Source organism: Ruegeria sp. CF1, from assembly GCF_056537445.1.
The window spans coordinates 1-22,689 of record NZ_JBQFRN010000021.1 but is presented as its reverse complement, the minus strand read 5'-3'; the positions used below and the strand labels follow the sequence as shown (position 1 = coordinate 22,689).

The 22,689-nt window shown below is 51.4% G+C and carries 24 protein-coding genes and 1 tRNA gene; 20 read left to right on the top strand and 5 right to left on the bottom strand.

The window, feature by feature from the left end:
* Nucleotides 1-30: 30 nt before the first annotated feature.
* Entirely contained in the window at nt 31-546 is a 516-nt protein-coding gene (locus ACRZ96_RS20990; RefSeq protein WP_480815072.1) for a DUF805 domain-containing protein, read from the bottom strand.
* A gap of 571 nt (nt 547-1,117) precedes the next feature.
* Between ACRZ96_RS20990 and ACRZ96_RS20985 the strand changes: the two genes are divergently transcribed.
* The 6 genes from ACRZ96_RS20985 (at nt 1,118) to ACRZ96_RS20960 (ending at nt 6,476) form a co-directional block, all read left to right on the top strand.
* Entirely contained in the window at nt 1,118-1,417 is a 300-nt protein-coding gene (locus ACRZ96_RS20985; RefSeq protein ID WP_480815071.1) for a hypothetical protein, read from the top strand.
* A 202-nt stretch (nt 1,418-1,619) separates the two neighbouring features.
* On the top strand, nt 1,620-2,081 hold the full coding sequence (locus ACRZ96_RS20980; protein ID WP_480815070.1) for a hypothetical protein: 462 nt from the start codon (nt 1,620-1,622) through the stop codon (nt 2,079-2,081).
* 55 nt (nt 2,082-2,136) lie between these two features.
* A complete protein-coding gene (locus ACRZ96_RS20975) occupies nt 2,137-2,751 on the top strand; it encodes a hypothetical protein (protein WP_480815069.1) in 615 nt (204 codons plus the stop codon).
* Between the two features lie 348 nt (nt 2,752-3,099).
* A complete protein-coding gene (locus ACRZ96_RS20970) occupies nt 3,100-3,327 on the top strand; it encodes a hypothetical protein (RefSeq protein WP_171656736.1) in 228 nt (75 codons plus the stop codon).
* 784 nt (nt 3,328-4,111) lie between these two features.
* A complete protein-coding gene (locus ACRZ96_RS20965) occupies nt 4,112-5,545 on the top strand; it encodes a hypothetical protein (RefSeq protein WP_480815068.1) in 1,434 nt (477 codons plus the stop codon).
* A 61-nt stretch (nt 5,546-5,606) separates the two neighbouring features.
* The gene (locus ACRZ96_RS20960; protein ID WP_480815067.1) at nt 5,607-6,476 is read left to right on the top strand and encodes a metallophosphoesterase family protein; all 870 of its coding nucleotides are present in this window, start codon (nt 5,607-5,609) and stop codon (nt 6,474-6,476) included.
* Here ACRZ96_RS20960 and ACRZ96_RS20955 read toward each other — a convergent pair whose 3' ends face one another.
* Nucleotides 6,477-7,235 carry a hypothetical protein gene (locus ACRZ96_RS20955; RefSeq protein ID WP_170567618.1) on the bottom strand — a complete coding sequence of 253 codons (759 nt, stop codon included), beginning with the start codon at nt 7,233-7,235 and terminating at the stop codon, nt 6,477-6,479.
* A 177-nt stretch (nt 7,236-7,412) separates the two neighbouring features.
* Between ACRZ96_RS20955 and ACRZ96_RS20950 the strand changes: the two genes are divergently transcribed.
* Nucleotides 7,413-8,345 (top strand): SdiA-regulated domain-containing protein, encoded by a 933-nt coding sequence (locus tag ACRZ96_RS20950; RefSeq protein ID WP_480815066.1) that lies wholly within the window; start codon nt 7,413-7,415, stop codon nt 8,343-8,345.
* 88 nt (nt 8,346-8,433) lie between these two features.
* Here the strand turns inward: ACRZ96_RS20950 and ACRZ96_RS20945 are convergent, their stop codons facing one another.
* On the bottom strand, nt 8,434-10,806 hold the full coding sequence (locus tag ACRZ96_RS20945; protein ID WP_480815065.1) for an autotransporter family protein: 2,373 nt from the start codon (nt 10,804-10,806) through the stop codon (nt 8,434-8,436).
* 702 nt (nt 10,807-11,508) lie between these two features.
* Complete coding sequence (locus ACRZ96_RS20940) at nt 11,509-11,706, bottom strand: DUF3955 domain-containing protein (RefSeq protein WP_170657922.1); 198 nt, start codon at nt 11,704-11,706, stop codon at nt 11,509-11,511.
* Nucleotides 11,707-11,790: 84 nt separating this feature from the next.
* Between ACRZ96_RS20940 and ACRZ96_RS20935 the strand changes: the two genes are divergently transcribed.
* Nucleotides 11,791-12,606 carry a 2-keto-4-pentenoate hydratase gene (locus tag ACRZ96_RS20935; protein WP_480815064.1) on the top strand — a complete coding sequence of 272 codons (816 nt, stop codon included), beginning with the start codon at nt 11,791-11,793 and terminating at the stop codon, nt 12,604-12,606.
* A gap of 60 nt (nt 12,607-12,666) precedes the next feature.
* Entirely contained in the window at nt 12,667-14,187 is a 1,521-nt protein-coding gene (locus tag ACRZ96_RS20930; protein WP_480815063.1) for a DUF2779 domain-containing protein, read from the top strand.
* 85 nt (nt 14,188-14,272) lie between these two features.
* Here ACRZ96_RS20930 and ACRZ96_RS20925 read toward each other — a convergent pair whose 3' ends face one another.
* On the bottom strand, nt 14,273-15,247 hold the full coding sequence (locus ACRZ96_RS20925) for an adenylate/guanylate cyclase domain-containing protein (protein WP_480815062.1): 975 nt from the start codon (nt 15,245-15,247) through the stop codon (nt 14,273-14,275).
* 466 nt (nt 15,248-15,713) lie between these two features.
* Between ACRZ96_RS20925 and ACRZ96_RS20920 the strand changes: the two genes are divergently transcribed.
* From ACRZ96_RS20920 to ACRZ96_RS20870, 11 genes are all read left to right on the top strand, one after another.
* Nucleotides 15,714-15,807 (top strand) — tRNA-OTHER (locus ACRZ96_RS20920).
* Between the two features lie 19 nt (nt 15,808-15,826).
* Complete coding sequence (locus ACRZ96_RS20915) at nt 15,827-16,333, top strand: hypothetical protein (protein WP_480504111.1); 507 nt, start codon at nt 15,827-15,829, stop codon at nt 16,331-16,333.
* Nucleotides 16,333-16,512, top strand: a complete 180-nt coding sequence (locus ACRZ96_RS20910) for a hypothetical protein (RefSeq protein WP_480815061.1) — start codon at nt 16,333-16,335, stop codon at nt 16,510-16,512. Before ACRZ96_RS20915 ends, ACRZ96_RS20910 begins: the two co-directional genes overlap by 1 nt.
* Before the next feature lie 3 nt (nt 16,513-16,515).
* Nucleotides 16,516-17,574, top strand: coding sequence for a hypothetical protein (locus ACRZ96_RS20905; RefSeq protein ID WP_480815060.1), 1,059 nt, complete (start codon nt 16,516-16,518; stop codon nt 17,572-17,574).
* Complete coding sequence (locus ACRZ96_RS20900) at nt 17,567-17,731, top strand: hypothetical protein (RefSeq protein WP_170428341.1); 165 nt, start codon at nt 17,567-17,569, stop codon at nt 17,729-17,731. Before ACRZ96_RS20905 ends, ACRZ96_RS20900 begins: the two co-directional genes overlap by 8 nt.
* On the top strand, nt 17,724-17,879 hold the full coding sequence (locus ACRZ96_RS20895; protein WP_170408639.1) for a hypothetical protein: 156 nt from the start codon (nt 17,724-17,726) through the stop codon (nt 17,877-17,879). The genes ACRZ96_RS20900 and ACRZ96_RS20895 overlap by 8 nt, the downstream gene beginning before the upstream one ends.
* On the top strand, nt 17,876-18,187 hold the full coding sequence (locus ACRZ96_RS20890; RefSeq protein ID WP_170603678.1) for a hypothetical protein: 312 nt from the start codon (nt 17,876-17,878) through the stop codon (nt 18,185-18,187). The genes ACRZ96_RS20895 and ACRZ96_RS20890 overlap by 4 nt, the downstream gene beginning before the upstream one ends.
* Before the next feature lie 195 nt (nt 18,188-18,382).
* Nucleotides 18,383-18,979, top strand: coding sequence for a hypothetical protein (locus ACRZ96_RS20885; RefSeq protein WP_170782224.1), 597 nt, complete (start codon nt 18,383-18,385; stop codon nt 18,977-18,979).
* Between the two features lie 365 nt (nt 18,980-19,344).
* Nucleotides 19,345-20,907: an arylsulfatase gene (locus ACRZ96_RS20880; RefSeq protein WP_170782225.1), complete on the top strand. Its 1,563-nt coding sequence runs from the start codon at nt 19,345-19,347 to the stop codon at nt 20,905-20,907.
* A 63-nt stretch (nt 20,908-20,970) separates the two neighbouring features.
* Nucleotides 20,971-21,408, top strand: coding sequence for a DUF4345 domain-containing protein (locus tag ACRZ96_RS20875; RefSeq protein ID WP_480721035.1), 438 nt, complete (start codon nt 20,971-20,973; stop codon nt 21,406-21,408).
* Nucleotides 21,368-22,282: a DUF302 domain-containing protein gene (locus ACRZ96_RS20870; protein ID WP_480796270.1), complete on the top strand. Its 915-nt coding sequence runs from the start codon at nt 21,368-21,370 to the stop codon at nt 22,280-22,282. Before ACRZ96_RS20875 ends, ACRZ96_RS20870 begins: the two co-directional genes overlap by 41 nt.
* Nucleotides 22,283-22,689 lie beyond the last annotated feature (407 nt).

Genomic DNA, 22,689 nt, shown 5'->3' with positions numbered 1-22,689 from the left:
AGATTCCGGCCCGTTACCTAGGCAACCAGATCAGGAAACAGGTTCGCCGTATTCGTTTGCGCCTTCTTGGGAAGGTCGCGTCAGCCACCAGATCATCAGGATGGACAGAACCAATTGAAGAATTGAGACAACAACAATACCGGTCGCGCCCAAAACTGCCGCGGGTCCTCGCAATGCATCGGGGTTTTCCGTCCCTTGCTCCAATGCCGAAAAGAACGCCACCCCACCCAGCATAACAAAAAGCGTTGTAATGCTGAGCGCCATCGGCAGCAGCAAGTACCAGCCAGGACGTCCTGTATCATGCAGCCTTCTCCAACCGGCGGCCAGCATAGGTATGAGAACAGCCAGTTGGAAAAAAGAGGACAGAGCCCGAGATCCCTGCCCTGTTTCAGGGTCGGTCCCGAATATGATCGTATCCAGCACAGCCAAAGCAGCACTCACGAGAACCACAAACAAGAAGAACCACCAGTATTCTGAGCGTATAGCCCGACCGGAGAACTGGAAGTATTTCGAGAAACACGTTTTAACTGCTTCCACAAACCCCATTTTCAACCCTTTCTAAGTTTCTGTGCGGCCTCAGAACGCCTCGCCACCTAATAGAACAGACTTGCCCTTCTGGGTTTTCCCACCTTCCTTTTGTGTTTGAACGCCAAAAAACTATCCTATGAAAAGGTAGCGAAGTTTGCGCGCGGAAAAAATGTTGATTTATAAAAAATTAGATTCAAACATGCGAATTCGATGCAACTTTCATTTTACCTCCGTTGTTGTCGTTGCTGCTCGCTTCGCCGAGCCCTTCCGGCCGCTGGAGTGAGTGCTGGCAGCCGGAAGGCACTTTACACGGATCAGTCGTTGGGAGGGTGCGATGCTTAGACTTAATGTACTCGCCCTCTTTCCAGAGTTTGCTCTAGCTTTTGCCAGTGATTTCATTCGGCCATCCCACGTTGTTGGAGGTCTTGGCAGTCAACGTAATAGTGCTCTGCCCGCCAAGCCCCCCGCGGCAAGTTTTGGGAAAGGTCGTCACAGGAACGTTGTCTGTTATGTCGGCTGCCCAAAGGCGAGAGCCTCAAACAAGCGCATTCAAATTCATTAACTTCAACAGACTCAGAGGGAGAAGAAAATGATCAACAAGATGGTGATGATTGCGAGCGCAACTTGTTTCGCACTGCTTGCGGCCTGCGACGACACGGGTACATCCAGTGCGTCCGCCGAACTCACACCCGCTCAGCAGGCGTGTTTGCGAGATGTGGCCAAAACAACGAACAATTCGCAAGTCGTTGTGCTCTCATCCGCGTTTAGCGAAGCTGGAACACAAGTCACTGTCGGTGTTGGTGAGGACCGTGCTCCTTGGAATTGCATTGCTTACACTGATGGCGCGACAGCTGGTATCGAGTTTCTGGGCGACGAAGGCGCACTGTGAGTAGTCTGCCGCGTAGCCGAAATCGGCTGCGCAGCACTGGCTTGCCCCGCGGAAGGCTCGACTTGGTTTGTAGAATAACCACCATAGTATTCGCGATCCTGTACCTGTTGGCGTTGATTGCATTCTTGACGGGCACATTTGGCTGGCTGGGACAGGAACGAGACCCCTTGTCCGGGGTGTTCCTTTTGCCGTTGGGACTGCCTTGGATAATTCTAGTGGATTTGGTCTCAGAGTCAGCCAAACCGTGGTTCGCGGCGATTGTTCCGGTGCTCAACCTGTTAGCGCTGGTCTTGATTTGCAGATGGGTACGCAGTTTGCGCCAGAAGTGAAGGCGGAGCTCTTTCTCACCCAAAAGGAGGAAAACATGGGAAAAGTAATCTTGGGAATTGTGATCGGGCTCGTCCTCGGCGTGGTTGGAGCGATGACCTTGGGTGGCGGGGCCGCAATGGGGGTCGGCGTTGCGACAGGCTTGTCCGCCGGTGTTTGCACCACATTGAAAGGAGCACAAGCCGAGAACCTGATCACCGCCGAGCAAGCGGATCAAATCCTCAATCGCGTAAATTCCGAGATGGCATCTCTGCAAGGAATTGAAACGACAGATGAGATCGTCGGCAGCGCACGGGCATGCGATGAATTTCTGTCAAAGTTACGAGAAGCAAAGTGAGGTTCCGCTTTGTACGGAACAAAACTGTAAGGACAAGCCAACAGGGAACCATCTGATGAAACTCGTTTTACTCAAACTCCTCACACCCATGTTCGCAATCGCGGGCACTGCTGCTTTTGCAATGTCAGAAGCCGATGACGCGTGTATCGACCAATTGCGGCAGGTTGGAGGACCAGACGGTCAATCAGGTACGATTGAAAGCTCAGAATTCTCAGAGGCGGGTACGCTCGTCATGCTACGTGACGCAGGCGGAACGCTTTGGCGCTGCATCGCGTACAAGGATGGAAGCATCGGCGAGATGTCGGTTGTCGAAGCGATGGATGATGGCGGTGGAGCAGTGGCAGGCGCCGCCGGTTCTACCGGTAGCCAACGTGTCAAATTCGATGCTGATTCCACCGGCGCCGAACTAGTTGGTGAACTCGCGCCCGGAGCGTCGCAGCAATATGTTCTCGGTGCAAAGAACGAACAGTTTCTTTACGTCCGAGTTGCGCCGCGAAATGGCTCCTTGGACTATGTTATTCGTAACCCTGATGGATCTGAATTGTTAGGATTGATGTCGGCGGACAAAGAGTATCGAGGACAACTTTGGCAATCCGGTGATCATGTTGTGGAGGTTATCAATCGCAGCAACTCTTCTGTCGACTACAACGTCATTTTCGGAATTGAATAGGTGATCAATCAGAAACCCTGGAACGCAAGTCCAAACAAGCGAGGGAAAAACAGATGAAACCCAAGGTCCTATTGGTGATCGGCACGGCGTGTATTACAGCGCTTGCAGCATGCGACGACAGTGTTGGATCAGTGGATGCAAGTGCACCAACTGTGGGCAGCTCTAGCGATCTTTCGTCATTTGAAGGGGCAAGAGCGGGCCAAGCTGAAATGGGCATCCAAAGTCTCGGATTTGAACTCATCCGCAGCGAAGGGCTGACCTCGTACTGGTTTAACAAAGATACTGGTGCATGTGCTCGGATCACGACATCTGAGGGAAGGTACTCAGATGTAACTATGCTGCCATCAGGTGACTGCTGACACATTTTTCATCAATCAAACATCTGCAAAAGGGAGCTTCAGTTTGCATTTCGACTTGGCACATGCGGCGGTTACCATCGTCGCTCTAATTGTAACAAACCTGGCCTTGAAATCGGCCGGCGTGATAAACGAAGAAAACAAACACCAATTGAACTGGAAAGTATTTCTGGCCTACTTCGTGGTCGTCTTTATCATCAATCTGGTGTGGCCGATTTAAAGCTTCAGGTCGGAAAGTCTATCGCGCACTTGATACGGCTGCTGAGAATGAGCCGCTCCAATAGATTACCAAGTGGGAAGAGTTTGAGCATATAGCGCTTAAGAATAGAAAGGAACTGGCATGCGGTTTTTGACGTCCCTCATATTCATTGGTGTTCTCGCAACCGCTGCGAATTCTGACGTAACCAGCAGAAACGGCGGTCCAAGCAACAGTCAAATGCTATCAAAGGGCGGCGACGGAGGTGTTGATGGCGTCGCTTTCTTTCGCCCAGTCTTAAGCGGAGTATTGTATCGCTCTGGTTTCAAAGGCGGCGACAAGGACCGAACGGGCCTGAGTGAAGGACAACGCGAAACTTTGTGCGGTGAAGGGTTTTCCACCGGGTTTTACGCCGACTTTGGCAAAAACACTGAGTACGGTCGCACCAGTTGTGGAAACGGATCCTTTGACTATCAAAGTGCCAGATCCTCCCGACCCGGTGCTGTCATGGCGTCCATACACGAGGTGATTGAAAACCCTGGAAAGGGCCCTGTCCTTGTACACTGCATGTGGGGCGTTCATTCCTCGGGTGCATTGTCGGCAATGGCGCTCGTTCAGTTTTGCGGTTGGACGGAAGAAAGGGCCAAGGACTATTGGAATGATGCCCGAAACGGGGCGCCTTGTTCAGGCGGGTGCGACAAGTGGATTGACACAAAGTTCTCCAACTTCAGTGTCGACCCAAAGTTGAAAATCTCCACCGAACAACAGGCAGCGATTTGCCCTAAATGATACCGGGAGGACTATCTAAATGAAGTTCAATCTTCTGGGGTCACTTGCTCTCATTGCACCCACTGCCTTGTGGGCGAACGACGATGTTCTGGGTGAAGCCACGACATTTGATAGTCCCAACGGCATTACTGAACGCTGTATTCGGATCGAAAAAGTTCCGACTGGCGAGTACAAGGACAGCGATCTTGAGGAAGAAACTGCCTATTGCGAGATCGATTTCTATGCCTCCGAAATTGCTATTTGCCCGAAAACCTGGAGCACCAGCCCAGGAATGGCCGTCTACGATATTTCGGAAGGACCCTACGCGGGGAACCGTTCTGAATTCGAGAGAAACGCTTGCAAAGAGGGGAAGGCGGCGAAAGATCTAGCCAAGGACAGGGTGGCCAAATTCAAATCCACCATGAACCAAAAGGGCACCAGTGGAACCTTTTCCACCTCGTCGCTGCTTTACTATCATTTCTCCAGATATTTCGACGCGACTGTAAAAGTTCCAGTCGCCGTTTGGCGAAGCATGGACGCCCAGACGCATTTTTCCGAGGTTGCAGAGCCTGGCCTTGCGATTTCTGGTGGCTCTCATGGCGGGCGCATGAACCATGAAGGCTGGCGGATCTTTGCAGCTGCTGACGCCGACCCAAACTCATACCAGCCAACCGATGATCTGTTCACCTCGGATCGAACGCAAATATACGGTGTACTGCTTGATAGTCCTGGGCATCGATACGGTTCGGAAATCAACGGCACCCGCAAGTCTGGATGGGGGAAAGGCCAAAACCGTGATTTCCAGGAAACCCCCGCTTTCCTAGCTTTGCGTTCTTCAAAACCCATGCCAGAGGCAATTGCAGAGGGCGTTAAAGAAGGCCGTAAAGACCGGATGATCAACAAGGATCTCGGTCCCGATGTCAGTGACCAACAAATGACCTTTTGGATGCAAGAGCTTACCGAGATCGTGCTCCTCGACTTCATCTTCAGCCAGCAGGACCGCGTGGGAAACATAGACTTCACACCCTATTGGTATTGGGTCGAAGACGGAGAACTGAAGCATAAGAAAGCCAAGCACCATGAGCCAAACGATGGAGATGTTCCCGCCGAGGCGTTATTGATCCGTCGCAGCAATCTAAACGACAACGATGCTGGTGGGCGGGTAGCGTATGCCAACTTCGCGAAGTCCACTCAAATGCTGGAGAAAATACGACACTTCTCTCCAAGTACGTATCGGCGCTTGGTTTATTTGAATAATGATCTTAAATCTCGAGGTCCCGTCTACGGCTGGCTGTCGCAGAGCCTTGGGTTGTCAGATAGGCAGATTGCACAAGTTGTAAAAAACACCCAGCTGGCAACGTCCATCCTCCAGGACAATTGTTCAAATGGCGATTTGATGTTCGACTTGGATCCTGTCGCATTCTTTTTGAGAAACGGCACCGAGGTAGAGGCTGTGGACTGTTATGAACCGTAGGTGGTCTGCTCTTATTGCGGTGTTCATTTGGACCGCTCTGCTAACCTGCAAAGCGGCGGCATTGGATGTCATCGTCATATCGGATCTGAACGGAAGCTATGGCTCGGTAAAATACGATGCGCGCGTCGACAAGGCGATTAAGCGGATAATCGAAATTAATCCCGATCTGGTGATTTCGACGGGCGATATGGTCGCGGGACAACGAATTCCCAATTTGTCAGACAAACAGGTCAGGGAGATGTGGAAGGCGTTTCACAAGGACGTATCAGATCCTTTAGCGGCTGCCGGAATTCCATTTGCGGTCACGCCTGGAAACCATGATGCCTCCGCCTATCGAGGGTTCGAGCGTGAAAGAAAAATATACGCAGAGGAATGGGCACCAAGAAAGCCAGATGTCGATTTCCTGGTTTCGGATGACTACCCGTTCTTCTACGCATTTGAGATGCAGGGCGTAACGTTTGCATCTTTGGATGCTACGACCTTAGGGCCGCTATCCGGTGATCAGCAGGACCGACTTGTGGAACTGGGTGCAAATGGAAATCCGGTTGTCACTTTCAGTCACCTCCCACTTTGGCCCTTCGCGATCCAGCGCGAACACGAAATCATCGGTGACCCAACACTTGAAAAAATCTATTTGGAAAGCGGTGTCGTTCTGCATCTGTCAGGCCACCATCATGCCTTCTACCCAGGCTGGAAAGACGGTGTGGCTTATGTTTCCCAAGCTTGTTTGGGAGGTGGCCCGCGACGGCTTATTGGTGACAATGTCAAATCACCTCACAGCTTCACTCATGTTACGTTCCAACCAAGTGGAGAGTTTGGGATAGCAGTATATCGAGGGCCTGATTTCGAAAGGTCAGTAAACTTCAAATCGCTCCCGAAAGAGATCAGATCCCCGAATGCGGTGCTGAAACGCTTAGACCTTGTGAAATGACTAGAGGTTGAGTTTCAGCTCAACTTTTTCAGGGACCAGATCGTTTATCATCTCTTCGATCCGAGCTTCCGACAATCCACCCGAGGTAATGAAAAGCAATGAAACGCGAGATTTGCCGGGAACGTGGTGTCTTCTGACCAGCTTCCAGCCAGCGTCTGCGGCCATGGCTTCAATGGCTCCGCTGACTTTCAATGAGTGCTCTTCGTCTGAAGCCTTGAGCGAAATTTCCACGCCCTTGTTTCGCCCACCGAGCCAAATGAAACACCAACATACAACCGCCACCAATGTGGCCATCAAGGGCAAGCCCAGCCCTACCGCCAGCCCAAGCACGGTCACTATAATCATTTCCACCGTGTCGACCGGGTCATCCATATTTGATCGGAACCTCAACAGGGCTCCTATTCCAAAGATCACGAACCCGATCATTGATCCGTGCTGGACTACCAAGAATCCAACCGCCATGCCGACAAGCGCGTATAGGAAGAACAGCCTGGGCATCATGATATCACTGACACTTCTGCGGGCTCTCCGCCTCACAGGGTGATAAACGATCAGTCCAGTCAAAATGACAGTGACGATGACGTCGAGAGTAAAAAAATACAGTTCCTGTTTACCACGAAACTGCGTCCAACGTCGTTCGATAAGTATTTCCGACTCTGAAGTACCGGCCAACATGGTTGCGGGGTCGATTTGTGACAACGCAGCACTTGGCAACAGCACCATCAATAACCCTGCCACAAGGGGGAAAGTCTTGTTCAACTTAACTTCCTTCCTGCTTACTCTAGCAGATTGCGTTCCGCCAAAGGCACATCTTGTCCAATTCAATCGCAACAGGCGGGATCAGGTAAAGAGATTACAGTGCATTCTTCGGACATCGTATCCGGACTGTGATACGAACGCTGATACAGGGATGTGGTCCAAGCGCGAGAGAATCCAATGACAGAAAACAGAGTGTTTTCGTCAAAAGCTGAAATTTCACGGTGTTTCTGCAAACTTAGACGACTCGCTTTTACGGCCAGCTTGGTTGCGGCAGCCTTCTTGCCTTGGACCGATTTTGCCTACGCCGAGAGTGCTGGTTTGACTCTCATCGACTCATTCAAGGTGGCGGATAAATCGGAAGGCTTCTCGGAGCCTTCCGGATTGTCTCTGTCCAACGCGGAAGGCTTCTTATGGTCAGTAAGCGACGCTGAACCTAAACTGCACCTACTTGGAATCGACGGGGCATTAGGAAACTCATTCAAGCTGCCTTCATTGGCGGGATCAGATCTGGAGGGCGTCGCATCACGAAAAGATGGGTCTGTTTTAGTACTTCAGGAAACTGATCGATCAATTCTAGTCGTTCACCCGACTGACCCGATTCAACTAACTACAATCCCTCTCACATCTCTTAAAGGTTACTCGGCCGCCGCTGCATTACTCGTCGGCAACCCTTTGAACAAGGGACCCGAAGGCATCGCCGTTGACCCGGAATCCGGGCGGGTCTTCGTTGGGATTGAGGGACAACCAAGGTTGTTAATGGTGTTATCGCCAGAGCTAGACGAAATTATTGAGATCATTCCTTTAGCCCGCGATGCAGGTTTTATCTCCGAGCGTGTAGATGATGATGAACTGGATTTGAGCGGCCTAGCATGGTCCCCGTCCTCACGTTCTCTTTGGATTGTGAGTGACAAAGGCCGTCAAATCTTCGTCTACGATCCAGAGTCCAAGTCCATAAAGTCTATCAGTTTGACGTTCACAGAAGATGGCAAACAAAAGGAAGTTAAACATCCCGAAGGGATCGCTCTCGATGAGACCAGAGGGCTTCTCTATATCCTGACAGACGACGCCAAGAAATCGCGGCTTTATGTTTTTAATATCCCCAAATTTTGATCGCTAGAGAATGACGCTCACATTGCCACGATAGCTTCCGCAAGTTGTTGCAGCTAACTTACCACTCCTCTTCGTTGCTCCACCCTAATCAGAACCGAACACTTAAGTTTGCACCTAGGCCATGTTCTTGGCCATTGGATCGAACCGAATAGCCGTATCCTGCCGTTAGTCTGGCCTGCTCAGATATTTGATAGCCCAGTCCTAGCCCAAGCACGAAGCCGTTTGCTCCTCGGTTTTGTCCGACTTGTGTAAACGTTCCAAACAAGGGGCTTGTAACTGTGATTTCGTGCTCACTGTCTTTGTTGGCAAAGAAGTCGTATTCGTATCGAGCAAAGGCGATTGGGGTGAGTAGCCCGTTGTCAGTCAAGAAGTCTTGTTGATAGTCAATCCCAATTGATGCGACCAGAGACTCTGCGTTCGCTTTTCCAATCGAGTAGTTGAAATCACCACCGCCAGTCTCTGTGCCTGAACCTTGTTGGATACGCCCGTAGTTCAATCCAAAAACCGTAGAAACCCTTGCACCGCTGTCCAGGTTAAACAACTTCCGTGCCTGGATACCGGCGTGGATCCCCTCTTGGTCCAAATCCGATTTAGCCTCGCCTCCCGTAAAGCCATCAACAGAAGGGTTATTTCGATTGGCGTCAGTTTCACCGAACATGTAACCGATCAGTCCGGAGAACTCCCAAGTCCCGGTTGTTGAACGCCCATAGACGCCCACGTAATAGCTGTCGGTCGAAAAGTCCTGATCGACTTGATCGTGCTCATCCATGGAGGATGTCCCCAAGCCTGCGTACACTCCGACCACACCTCTATCGGTACTTGCGACATCCGCTCCGACCAAAATGGTGCCCAGCGAATAATCGAATGTCCCAAGGCCACTACTTCCTTCAACGTCGCCGCTCACATAGGCCGTGTCGATCCACCAGCGCCGTTCAGAGCAGTCTATTGCGCCGCTCGGGCTCTGGGCCGAGTCGATTTCGCCTGTTGCAATGGGTTGATCCTCATTGCTGAAGCCGACCGCTTGATACTTGCGGCAGTCAGCGTGGCTCAGCACAGTGTTGGTTATCAGGTCAAGTTGCTCCAGCCCAACTGTCAAATTGGAGGAATAGGGTTCTGCGTGCACACGATTAAACCCAGCCAAACCTGAATTGGTAAGCGTGTTAACTGCATTGCCCAAGGTTGTGCCGTTGGTCAGAATGGTTCCAGGTGACTTGATTGCAGTGTTGGCCACCGCACCAGCGAGACTGCTTGCATTGGGTGATCCTACAACTGCTGGATGCTGCGGTAAGCTCGAGACAGGGAGGGTCGAAAACGCAATATCAATTCTACCATCCACAGTTGGTGTATTTGAGATACTCAGACTGGAAAGAGCGGGCAGAGAACCTCCGGCAACAAGAGCTGGGGAGTTTCCATCAAAACTCGAAGCTTGAAAAACCGTGTAGTCGTTGCCAGCAGCATAGTCTTGTGCAGACAGACCAGGTCGAGCGGCTTCGACTTGTATGGTGGCGTTGTTGATACCAGTGACTGCGTCTGTTGACGAAACCAGATCCGCATTTTGTGCCGCTGCGGGGTCGACTTCCGACAAAATCGTCGACCCTGCATCGAAGGAAATTGCACTATTAATATTCAACGTCCCAATCGAGGAGCCTGGTGAAAGAACAGCGCCATTTCTCACGTTGAAATTGAATGCGTTCACGGTGCCGTTGCCGGCCAGAGTACCAAAGTTATCAAAATCGACCGTGGTTAAGCTGCTGGACGCGTCAAGCCGAAGTGTTGAACCAGCACCGATCACCATATTGCTGGTGGCCGTCATTGAACTGTTGGTCAGTGTAAAATCAGACGCTTGAGCAATTCTTGTCTGAATGTTGATCACACCAAACGCGATTTCCGTCGCGTTTGTTACTGTCAAGTTATCGTAAGTTAACGGCGTGTCTGATTGGAAATACACCTCGGTAGGGTCAACGTCTCCACCATTGGCGGGTGCGAATGTCATCGACCTTCCCGAACCAATCGAAGTGCCTATAATATTCACCCGTAGCTTGCCGTTGATTTGCGTCGTCAGGGCCTCCCGTGAAACAAAGTCGCCGCTCCCAGCCGCGACATCGACGTTCAACAAAGTCAGTACCGATGCTCTGTCTGGATTTTGACTCTGCCCCGGGACATACAGCTCAATTTCCCCAGAAGGCGTTATGGTGGAATTACCAATCAGAAGCGCCGTGATGGGCCCGTTTGGAATTGGCAGGCAGGATTTAACAGTAGAGGATATCGTCTGCCCGCTAAGAATGGTCTCTGTTCCAGCAGTGTATTCTTGACGCGGAGCACCAACTTCAACGCAAGATTGCGAACTTTGGGCCTGGGCATCGCCGGACAGTAAGAAATACGCCAAGATTAAGAATGAGATATTCGCCAGAGTGATGCGCTGAGCAATTCGACTTAGTGGGAACGGCCTATTGTTTGTCACCAACTTTCTCCTCTCGCGGTACAAGCGAAGCTACCTCAACTTAGGACTTGAAAAACAAAGTTTATCTTTTTGGATTTTTTGTTGTGGCATTTGAGCAAGCTCACAACACGGGAAGGTCTGCGCAATGCAGACCTGCTCGTGCATTTACTGCGAGGCAAGACAAGCCGGGTTTTACATTCCGACCAAATCCACCTTTGCGTAGAAGCAATCGCAAAAGGTCAAGCCTTGAAACGATTTTCCCGAGCTTGATGGGCGCTGAACAGCGCCATTGAGTATAGGCATGGATCATTGGGTTTCGGAGTCGAAAGCTAAGATCAATGCAGATGCTCACCGCTCCGCCGATACGCACCTTTTCAAGCTAGTAGGCCAAAACTTCTGGACCGAGATTGATCTGATCGAGAGCGCGTCCCTTATTCAGAAACTCGACGAAACCAATTTGAAGTTTGAGTTTCAGAGCTTGCCAATTTTCGACAAGATCTGAAAGCTGGTTGACTGACATCAAGAGAATGAAACAATAAACTGAGAAATGACACGGAGTACGAAGATACTGTTGGCGCTCACCGTATTGACGGTCGGGTTATGCATGTTCCTAGCGGGAGGTGCGGTCGAACGTTACCAATTTGAGGAGGCCTGCCTAGACTTGGGCGGAGGTCGCCATCCTGGAGATTACCCGATTTGCGTTTTGGAACAGACGGACGCGTCTCAGTCACGCCGCGATTGGAACAAAGAAGCTACGAGCACAACGATGCCAATTGCTGCGAGAATGAAAGTCAGCGGCAAAAAGAAGCTTTCTTGCAGAACGCCGTTTGGATCGACACCGCCATAAAACAGGTGCTCTGAAAGCCCACTTAGTGCTGCAAGGAAAAGGATGACGATACCAAAAAGGCGAAGTTTGGTCATGTCAGGTCTCCTAGGGAATGGGCCAATAGTTAGCATCGTTTTTCATACCTGTGAATTGAGGAGCCTAGTTCTTCAATACCTTGATTGCATCGCAATCCAGCCGTAGGCGCGTATAATGCGAATATGACAAGAGATATTGAAGCTAACGCTAAGACAATCGCTGATGCCCTGACCTCTGCCCAGCAGATACCTAAACTGTCTTCAGAGGCAGGACAGCTATCGCTGGATGACGCATATTCGATTGCTAGTCGTGTCCGCGAGATTTTGGGCAAAGAAAGAGTTGGCAGAAAAGTCGGCTTCACGAACCGCACGATTTGGCCTGTTTATGGTGTGGATCAACCCATTTGGGGAGCGGTTCACTCAGATGGGCTGTTTTCAACTGATCAGCCGGTAAACTTGGCAAGGTATTCCGAACCGAGGATTGAACCAGAAATCGTACTAGGCCTTGGCCATGCGCCGACGGCTGAAATGAACAATGAGCAGTTGGCAGGTTGCGTGGACTGGGTAGCTCCAGGATTTGAAATCGTGCAATCGATTTATCCCGACTGGAAATTCTCGGTCGAAGATTCAATCGCAGCACAAGGATTGCACGGCTGCCTTATTCTTGGCGACAAAATCGCGGCGACGCATGATATCTTGACCGGCTTGGCGGAGGTGCCAGTAGCATTGTTCAAGGGCGCCGAGGCCATCGAGTCCGGCAAAGGTGAAAACGCGCTTGGAGGCCCAATTGAAGTCCTGGCTCATCTTGTGTCTCTGCTCTCCGAAGCCGACTTGCTTCAAGGAGGCGAGCTGGTTACAACCGGCACATTGACAGACGCATGGCCAGTGTCTCCGGGTGAAGAATGGTCAGCCGGTTTTGGTGGCGTGATGGACACCGAGCTATCCGTACGATTTACATGAGGCTTTGGTAGAGTGGTGACGCCGACTGCACCAAAGAAAAGCTGCTCTCAATAGCTGACCATGATGGTCTTCCACTGGTTTCATCAATTCTGGGATGCAAGTTACACGATGCTATCCAAATCAGATTACATGATGTTTCTCAGGCACCCTGCCTGGCTATGGATCAAAAAACACGCCGGGCATCTGTTGCCGCCAATTGACCCCTCATTGCAAGCACGCTTTGACGAGGGGCACGCGTTTGAACCTTATGCAGAGGAGCTTTTTGGTGATCTCATAAAACTCGGCTTTTCAGATTTTTCAGAATACCAGGCTCTGCCCGCGCGCACTCTGGATGCTTGGAGAGATGGTGCGAACGCCGTGGCACAGGGACGCTATGAAGATGGAACCATAACTTGCATCTCCGACATCGTGAGTCGCAGTAGCGATGGGTACGTTTTGACAGAGATCAAGAGCGGGACATCTGCAAAGCCCGAACACACTTTTGATCTCGCATTCCAGCGTGTCGTGCTTGAGGCAGCCGGGTTCCCCATTTCGCGCTGCGAAGTGGCACATGTGAACCGTGATTACTTCAGAAATGGCGAAATCAATCCGCAAGAGCTTGTCAGCATCACTGACATCACGGATGCGGTGACTGAGCAGCTCGAAAAAACACGCACTAGGATTGATCAGGCATTGAGCGTCGTTGCCAGTGGTACGATGCCTGATCCATCCCCCGAACGAGCGCGCCTTAAATCCTACGGTGAATGGCTGGACATTCGCGAAAAGCTCGACCCTCCAATCGTGCAAGACAGCATTCACCGCCTTCCGTTCATGAACGCGGAAAAAGCCTCGGAACTCATCGCAAATGGGATCACAAAGATTGACGAGATCACTGATCCATCTGTGTTGGGCAAGTCGACACAACGCTACTTGAGAGCAGTGGCGAACGGTGCACGCACAATCGATCATCAGGAGTTGAGCAGGTTTCTGAGCGAGATTGTGTATCCGGTTCACTATTTTGACTACGAGACATCTCAGAGTTTGCTGCCACCCTGGGATGGAACGCGTCCCTATCAGCAAGTGGCTTTCCAGTATTCCTTGCATGTCCAGCATGAGCCTGGCGGAGAAATTGAGCACAGGGAGTATCTCCACCGAGACGCCAGTAACCCGATGCCAGCCTTGCTGAAAAGGCTTCGTAAGGACATAGGAAACGTTGGCTCTGTAGTGGTTTGGTATGCTCCGTTCGAGAAATCGCGCAATACGGAAATGGCGGAAACTTATCCAGAGCATGCAGAGTTCCTGGAAGGCCTAAACGCCCGCGTTGTAGATCTGATGAAGCCGTTTGCGGATGAAGTGATCAACGATCCCACGTTCAAGGGAAGCGCCTCTATCAAGGCTGTTCTTCCAGCGTTTTTGCCAGAACTTTCATACGATGATCTGGACATCAAAGAGGGGGCGAGCGCGTCTCGCCTTTGGAAGGACGTAACACTGACCGAACCGGATGATCCATCGCGCGAGAAGGTCTATTCTGATCTCGTTGCGTATTGTACGCGCGACACTTGGGCAATGGTCGCCATTCATCGGGAATTGCTGGCGATGTGAGCTGTGGTGCGAACCTCAAAACAACTTGCGGTGCTGCTCCCCAAGGAGACTAGGCGATTTACCGGAGTTACGGCCCCCCCAACACTTAATCTTGCCAATCCAACCGATACAAGACGTGGTGACCGCGTAGACCTTTCAGGAGTCTGGGTTCTATTTCAGAAAAAGAAAAATCAGTTCGTCCTCCGACCATGGCGCGAGTCGCATCTGAAACGAGTATCTCGCCTGCCGCACCAACGGTCGTTATGCGTGACGCTTTGTTGACCACCGTACCGAAAAAGTCTCCACGAGATTGCACGACATCACCAGTGTGAATCCCAATCCGAACACCGAAAGATGGCTCCGCGGATGCCGATGCAATGGCCCCCTGAATCTTGATAGCGGCCGTTAGTGCTTCTTTCGCGGACGGAAAGACTGACAACGTTCCATCTCCAAGGGATTTAACGAACTGGCCATTATGCTTTTCAATGATCGCCGATAAGACTTGGAAGTGGTTTTCGATCAGCACCGACCAACGCTGATCACCCAACGCTTCCGCTAAAGTTGTACTGCCCTCCACATCAGTGAAAAGTACCGAAGCTAAACCTTCGGTTTGGATCAGCTCGGGTCCCTCTTCACGCGCAGCATCGACCAGTTTTTGGATGGCCGGCTGTTCTTTACCCACGAGCTCAATATTTGGCGTTGGCACTGAAGCGTGGCGATTAATGATCTTCCAAGCCGCTCCCTCCAAGACAAAAATTAGGACAGTGCGATAAAAGACGGCTTCATCAAAGCCGACAAACTGAATCTTATGGACGAAGGACGACCATCCCGTTTCTCCGTTTTCAAAGGCTTCCGCCTCAACTTCTTCGAAAACGACCGGTGCCGGAATCTCCGCGAAAAAGCTGCTAACCCCACCGCGAACTGCTCGCCCGCTCCAAAACTCACCTTCGCCAGTTCCAACGAACCTTAGTTCATCTGCTTTCGACAGAAAATTCTGCAACTCATCAGTATTCTTCTTGGTTCTGAGTATTTCATACCAACGCCTCGAAACCGCCAGTAATTCAGGTGAGGAACGTATCATCACAAATGACTCGAGACGCTAAATGGAATGAGGCTTACAAGGTCTTGCAACCGGGATCTCCATTTTTCGAAAGATACAGGTCAATGCTGCCGCTGAGGTTTGGTCAGATCAAGACTTTTGTATTTTTCCAGAACAGAGCGCATCAGACGCAGATCAAAAGACGCGCGTCGGTTCAGAGCGAACTATCGACGGAGTTTCTGAGTTCGCGTCCGGATCATAGGGGATCGAATCGTTTCGCTATCTAAGAGCTACTCGACACTGTGGTTGGAACGCAAAATAAGTGACTTCATTCTTTTTGGCACACGCTAAGCTAGAAGGTTCCCGGAACTACGCGGTGAATTTCGAAGTGCAGCACACTCCGTCTTGACATGGTCATACGAACTGGTTCAGCTTCGTTTCATGACGAACAAACGCATCCACTGCCATCGAATATCGGCCTGAGGTCGATAACCCACGCGAAATCCGTGGGAGGCAGCATTGGTATGCGGGCGAGGCTTATATCCTTGTAATTGCTCCAGATTAGAGTGCACGAGTCGGTTCGATTCCGACGCCTCCTACCATCCTCAGGAGGTGTCCGACATGGCGGACGAAGTTACGAACGCAATTGATTTCGACGACATCAAGCAATCGGTCGAGGAGAGCCTCGGACGCACACCCGAAGGCTGGTCCGGCTTGACCACAAAGCTCTTCACAGAGGTTAAGGAATACTGCGATCTGAAGGGTGCCACCTACCCCTTTGTCCTCCAGATCAAGGAGAAGCTGGGACAGCTCCGCATCTACCACAGGTGTGATGATCGACACATCCAGTCGATGATCACCACCACGATTGCACGAGCAAATCGTACCTGTGAGCGATGCTCAAACGCTGCTGAGACCCAACTTCTGAACGGCTGGTACACGACCCTGTGTTGTTGGTGCGCGCATGATGTCGCGAGCAAGCGCCACCCTGAAAGGAAGAGGTTCTTTGGCGTTCGGAAAAATCCTGTTCGGGATCAAATGACCTGCTCAGTTTGTGGCTATTTCGGTCAGATCGACCGAACGGATGACCGTAATCGGTGCCCCGCGTGCGTGAAGAAGGACTGGTGATGACCGCCGAACAACAAGTGATCTTCAATAAAATTATCGAAGGCGACGATGATGAGGACTACGCCCGGAAGCTCATGAATACGGGCTCGCTGGCCACCGGTCATGTCTCGCCGATTGCCCTTTGCCAGATCTCGAGAGGGGTCTTCCATCTCAACAAGACCAAGTTCTGGAGAATGTGACTGATGGATGATGTCGAAAAGAGCTGGAAGGAATTCCGGGGAAAGGTTCGAGGTGTGATCGAGGACCATGGAGCTCCAGATGATCTCCGCTCATTTGACGCCTGGTACGCCGAAGAGATGCGTTTGGTGATGGCGCCCAACTACCCAGCTCCGCACGTCTCTGACGTCACATGGTCGACCGAGGGTCTGCATGTCGAGTGTGATGACCGCGAAGTGGTCGACCGTATGATGACTGCTATGGCGGAGGTTTCACACGATCTCAAAGAGGCGCGCGCCCGGAGGTCAGTGATGAGCAGTGTTGTCGACTGGAACGATATTCATGGAAGCGTCTTCAAGCAGCTTGGTGAGCATCGTGCCGGGTGGGCGAAGCAGCTTACGCTTGCACTTGAGAAAGTGAAGAGGTTGATCGACGAGCAGCCCGACCTGTTTGGTGATGAACGCCCGTCCATCGTTCAGATCAAACAGAAATGGGGAGGCTTGCGCGTCTATGAGGGCCCGGGCTGCAACCAGGCTACGAGTGAAGAGATCCAGTGGCGTGTCGATCAGATTGAGCATACCTGTGAAGGTTGTTCTAATTCTGCCCAACGCCAGAGCATCCTTGGGTTTGTGACGACGCTTTGTAGCTGGTGCTACAATGATGCTCTGCGCCGGCGATTTGAGGGCGCCGAAGAATCCTGGCCCGACAGCCTGAGGCTGGACATTGTGGAAAACTATCCAGACCTCGTTTCCCCGGATTGCGCATCTCTTGTTCCTGCGGTCGGAAAGGGCTGGCTCGTAGTGATTTCGCAAGCACTCCACAAGCTTTCCTTCAGTCAGGAGTTCAGGGCACTGGACCCCGGAACTATTCAGATCTCGAATATTAAGAAAGGCCAGGATGGCAAGATTTCCATCGGTTTCAGTCGATACCACGATCTCATTCAGGAGTACGCTGACTGGATGAAGTTTCGATGCGGCGTGACGTGTGAAGAGTGTGGCCACGTTGGTGACATCGTTCGGACAGCCGACAGGTCTCAAGTGCTCTGTTCTCACTGTTATTATACTCGGGAGAAGTCTGATGGGTGATGACGACGACGTTGAGCTGGATGAACAAACCTTGCGTTTGCTTAGGCTTCGGGAGGCTGAAATTGCGGCTGGTCGAGCAAAACTAACCAAGCCGATTACCTCGGATGAGATCCGGTCGCGAAAGGTGCCTGATCCGCAGGGTAAACCAGATGAGTGACGAGACTACAGAAGAGGAAATCCCAATTTTCGTGATCTGTGAGACTTTGGTGAACGGCAAACTTCGAGAGATTGAAGGAAAAGAGATCACTGTAAAACCAAACAAGATCTTAGTCTTGACGATCAGTGTCGAGGATGTTGAGCGATGACAGATGATTTTTCAGAAGACGAGATCTTCGGGCGCCCGTTACAGGATGTTCCTCTGGATGACTTGATCGCAGAGTTGCAAGCTCGTCGCAAAGAGGGTCCGGAGGTCTGGCTTGCATTGCGCAAAATGATTTTCGAGCAAATCGCCGATTTTGCACAGCGTCCGGCCGATGCGCCCAAATGGCGGGATGAATGGGTCAAAGAGAACACCTGGGATCTAGTGACTGACGACGATGATGTCGAGATCACTGATGGTAGCGGCAACGTGTTCGACGACCTCGGGATCGAAGACCCAAGGAAGAAGACTTAGTGATGGGGGCGGAGCATATCAGCTTGATCTTATCCGCCGTGATCATTGTCGCGTTGGCGATCTACGTCAGACACATCGTCCAAACTGCCGGAAAAGATCGCGAAGTCGACCCAGAGCGAGTTCGAAGGATCATGCGAGACCTGGACTACAGCTACCTGGACCGAGTGATGAACTGGCGAAGGAAGGGGTAGCGGGATGTTGAAGGTGGTTGTCTATGTCGGCGAAAACGAGGTCGCTCGAGCCATTGCTGAGAACGCTTCAGATCTGGCTGACGTGTCTGATTACGATATCCGCATGAATGAGAGGGCATCTGAACAGCTCGGTGTTGAAGAACGAGGCCTTGGCGGTAGAATCGAAGACCACCCACGAAATCAAACTGTTTGGTCGCTTGTTCGCAAGATCGCAGACCTTTGGCTTGCAGGGACTGGTGCTGGTGAAAAAAGCGCTCAGGCAAAGCTGCTGTCGTTGATCCGTGAGTCCATTCGCGAACCAGACGAGTGGATAGAAAAGGAATCGAACCAGAATGACGATTGGAATGCTGTGATCAAGCAGATGTCTGATGACGAGCCGTATTCCCTAGGCTTCTACGCTGACAAATTTGAGTCGTGGACAGCGGACGAGATTGAAACTCTTCGATGTGATGTGGTTGAATCAGCCACAGAGGAAGAACTAATGGCCGAGGTCGAACGCCGGCGAAGAGCTGGTCTACTGCCCAAGGAGGCCTCGAATGATGGCTTCTCAGATATGGTTGATGATCTCTGGGGCAAGCTCGATACAGACCCAGACCGCTAGTACAGCTTACCTGCCGCCATTAACCAAAATTTGACATAAGAAGTCTATGGCGACTGTCGTTGTAGTAGTGCGTGCTTCTTCTAAGCGCCTCTCCTGCTAGGAACCAAAGCGCCCCGGATAAGCATTTCCCCAGCACTGCTCTGCGGAACTATGTACCACCAGTCTCTACGATGAGCATGGTTGACCGCAACCAGCCCAAACCGGACATTCAACCCAGGACTTTGCAATTCCGGCTTGGCGGGCTTTTTGGTCGAAGAAATTTCTTGCACCAAGGTGCTGAGCCCAAAAAGTTAACAAATCAGACCGTTCCTCTAAGCCGATGTTTTTCCTATGGTTGGTAAGAAGTACCAAGTCGGGAGGTCTTAATGAACAAGCTTATCTCAGTAACGGGTGCCGTCTGCTTTGCTTTCACTGGAGCTTGGGCCGACGAACATACCCCGCCCAACATTCTTGTCATCATGGCAGATGACGTGGGTTGGGCGAGCGTCGGCGTTTACCACGGAGGTGTCAAAAGCATCGAGACGCCGAACTTGGATCGCCTCTCCTCTGAGGGTGCTCGTCTCACAGATTATTATGCCGAGCCAAGTTGTACTGCCGGTCGATCAGCTTTCATGACCGGACAATTGCCAATACGGACTGGTATGCACACGGTTGGACTGCCGGGAGATCCGATAGGTTTAAACCCAGATGACCCAACGCTTCCGATGTTCCTGAAAAAGTTGGGGTATACGACGGGGCAGTTCGGAAAAAACCACCTAGGCGATCTCAATGAGTTCCTACCGACTACAAAAGGTTTCGACGAGTATTGGGGCTGGCTGTATCACTTGAATGCTATGGAATATACGTCTGATCCGGATTGGCCAGACGACCCAGAATTCAACGCGCAATTTGCGCCTCGCAACATCATTCATTCATTTGCAACAGAGGAAGTAGACGAAACAGTCGACCCGCGATTTGGAAAAGTCGGGAAGCAGCGCATTATTGATGACGGGCCTGCGCCTCCTGAGCGCCAAAAGACTTTGGATGACGAAGTGACATCTTACACGAAGGACTTCATTTCTCGTGCAGTAGAGTCGGACACTCCGTTTTTTGTCTGGATGGCTCCAGCCCGTGCACACGTCTGGACCCACCTCAGCCCCGAATACGAAGCTATGTTGGGCAATGGGCGCGGACTTCAGGATGTTGTCATGAAGGAGTTGGACAACAACGTTGGTAACGTTCTCAGCCACCTTGAGGATCTAGGAGTTGCCGATAATACCATAGTGATGTTCACCGCCGACAATGGCCCGGAAACACTGACGTGGCCTGATGGTGGTACGACACCGTTTCATGGGGAAAAGGGTACTACCTGGGAAGGTGGCTTTAGAGTTCCTGCGATTATTCGCTGGCCGGGCAAAATTCCTGAAGGTCAAGTCTTGAACGGCATCTTCAGCGGAATGGACTGGATGCCAACATTTGTAGCAGCGGCTGGAGGTCCGACAGATCTAAGAGAAAAGCTCCTAGAGGGATATGAAGGCTATAAAGTGCATCTCGATGGCTACAACCAACTATCTTACCTGACAGGTGAGGATAAAGAGAGCAATCGCCGCGAGCTGATCTACTATCAGGGTACGGACCTCCAAGCAGTACGCTACAACGATTGGAAAGCGCACTTTGTCGTTCAAAACCATGGCTGGTCAGGCCCGAAGGAAGAGTTGGTCGCCCCCTTGCTTTTCAACCTTCGCCGCGATCCTTATGAGAAAGCTGCGGATGAAAGCGGGATGTACGTCCGCTGGATGGGCGAGAAAATGTGGGCATTCGGTCCAGCCGCCCGTCTAGTGCAGGCACATCTCGCTACCTTCGAGGAGTTCCCTCCGCGCGGGAAGCCGGTCGCCAATCAAGACCATGTTGAGGAACAAACATCAACCGAAGGCGGCATCTCTCAGTAGAAGAAGCGAGGCATTCAATACGCTTTTCTGACAGTGGCGAGGGCATCCGGCTCGGATCATCGGATGCCCCAAAAACCGATTGGTAATTATGCAAAAAAGCAAAACCTCTACCAAAAGGAGGCCTCCATGAGTGCTAGATTAGTCCTTTTGCTTGCTGCCGTTGGTCTCGTGCCAATTGCGTTATCGTATGGTCTGATGCCAGGCAGTTCGATCCCAGTTTTGCTGGGCTTCCCGGTAGAAGGAACGAATCAGACGCATGTCTTCCGAGCGATTATGGGTCTTTATCTGGCAAACGCTTTGTTTTGGTTGGCAGCCGCTTCAAAACCAGAATTACAACGCCCCGCGCTGTGGGTTCTTTTTTTGTTTATGTCAGGACTGGCCGTTGGACGCATACTAAGCATCCTTATCGATGGAGTTCCGAACGGGATACTTCTCTTTTATCTTGCAGCCGAGATAGCTTTTGCAGCTCTGGCGGCGGTTTCTCTTAAAAAAGTACGGTGAAATAGGAAGTAGTAAAATGGTGAGGTTTGGCTTTGTTTTCTCGATGATTGCAACTCTGTCAGTTTCGACATCCGCTTTTGCACAATCTTCATCTGGCCAGACTGCGGTGGACGAAAACTTCTTAGGGATTGAGACTGCCGTTGCCGAAGCGGGAGCTACTCCAATCGCATCGATAGATCATTCGCGTCTGGCCAAAGCCGAAGGCGTAGAAATGCCAGCGTCTCGTGTACTCATTTTCTCTGATCCGGAGATAAACACACCTGTACTGGAAGAGAACGTACGAGCAGGTCTGGACCTTCCGTTTCGCGTTCTTTCATTCGATCAGGATGGTCGCCCGCAGATCGTCTACACAGACTCTCAGTTTATCAAAGTTCGGCATGATCTGAACAACACCCAGGCGTTGAATTCGTTTCAGAGCAAGTTGCTCGAAGTTCTTAAGGACTTAGATGCAGCACCAGCGCCGACCAACGGATTGAATACTAACTATGGCATCATCGAACTGCGATCTCAGCTCAGCGTACCAGAGGCAGTCGAACGTCTCAGGACAGCCGTGATGGGGCAGGACGATACTGTCTGGTTTGGAGAAATCGATTTTGCGACCGAAGCTTCCCAACTAGGGGTGGCGCTACCGGATACGGTTCTCTTGCTGTTCGGCGGACCAGCACCCGGTGGCGTGGCAATGGCGGGCTTTCCAGCAATTGGTTTGGATGCCTTTTGCCAAAAACTACTGGTTTATGCGAATGAAGAGGGCGGCTCCGTGGTCATTTTCAATGACATCGCTGCCTTGGCGGAGTTGCACTACGGTTCTTCAGCCGAACCTCATCACGGATTGAACAAACGGCTGACCGAGACATTTCGCAAGGCAATTGAGTAGCCGCTGTTAGGAAAACGCAAAAAACCTTTGCAGATTTGCCATCTTTTCGTCGTCCGCTTTGGGTTGATTTCAGCGGTTTTCAACACAACAGGCCTACCACGCTTTGGGCCGTTCGTTAGACTTTGCAAAGGCCGCTTTCTGCGCATTGCTGTCATTAGGACATCGCGCAGCATCGGTCAAAATGGGCTCTAATAGATCATTCTCTGCGGTGTACGGATCGGCCGATGGCAGCCCGAAGCAGACATTCACAGTCACGCTTTTCAGTTTACAGTTTCGCACCAAGCCATTGACTGGGAAATTCGCGACGTTCAGGAGGTTGTGAATCGGCATGCAAAATTGACCCACTTAGGTGGGTTATGAGCGAATAAAATTGACCCACCTGTTTTCGTTAAGATCCGCACAAAAGT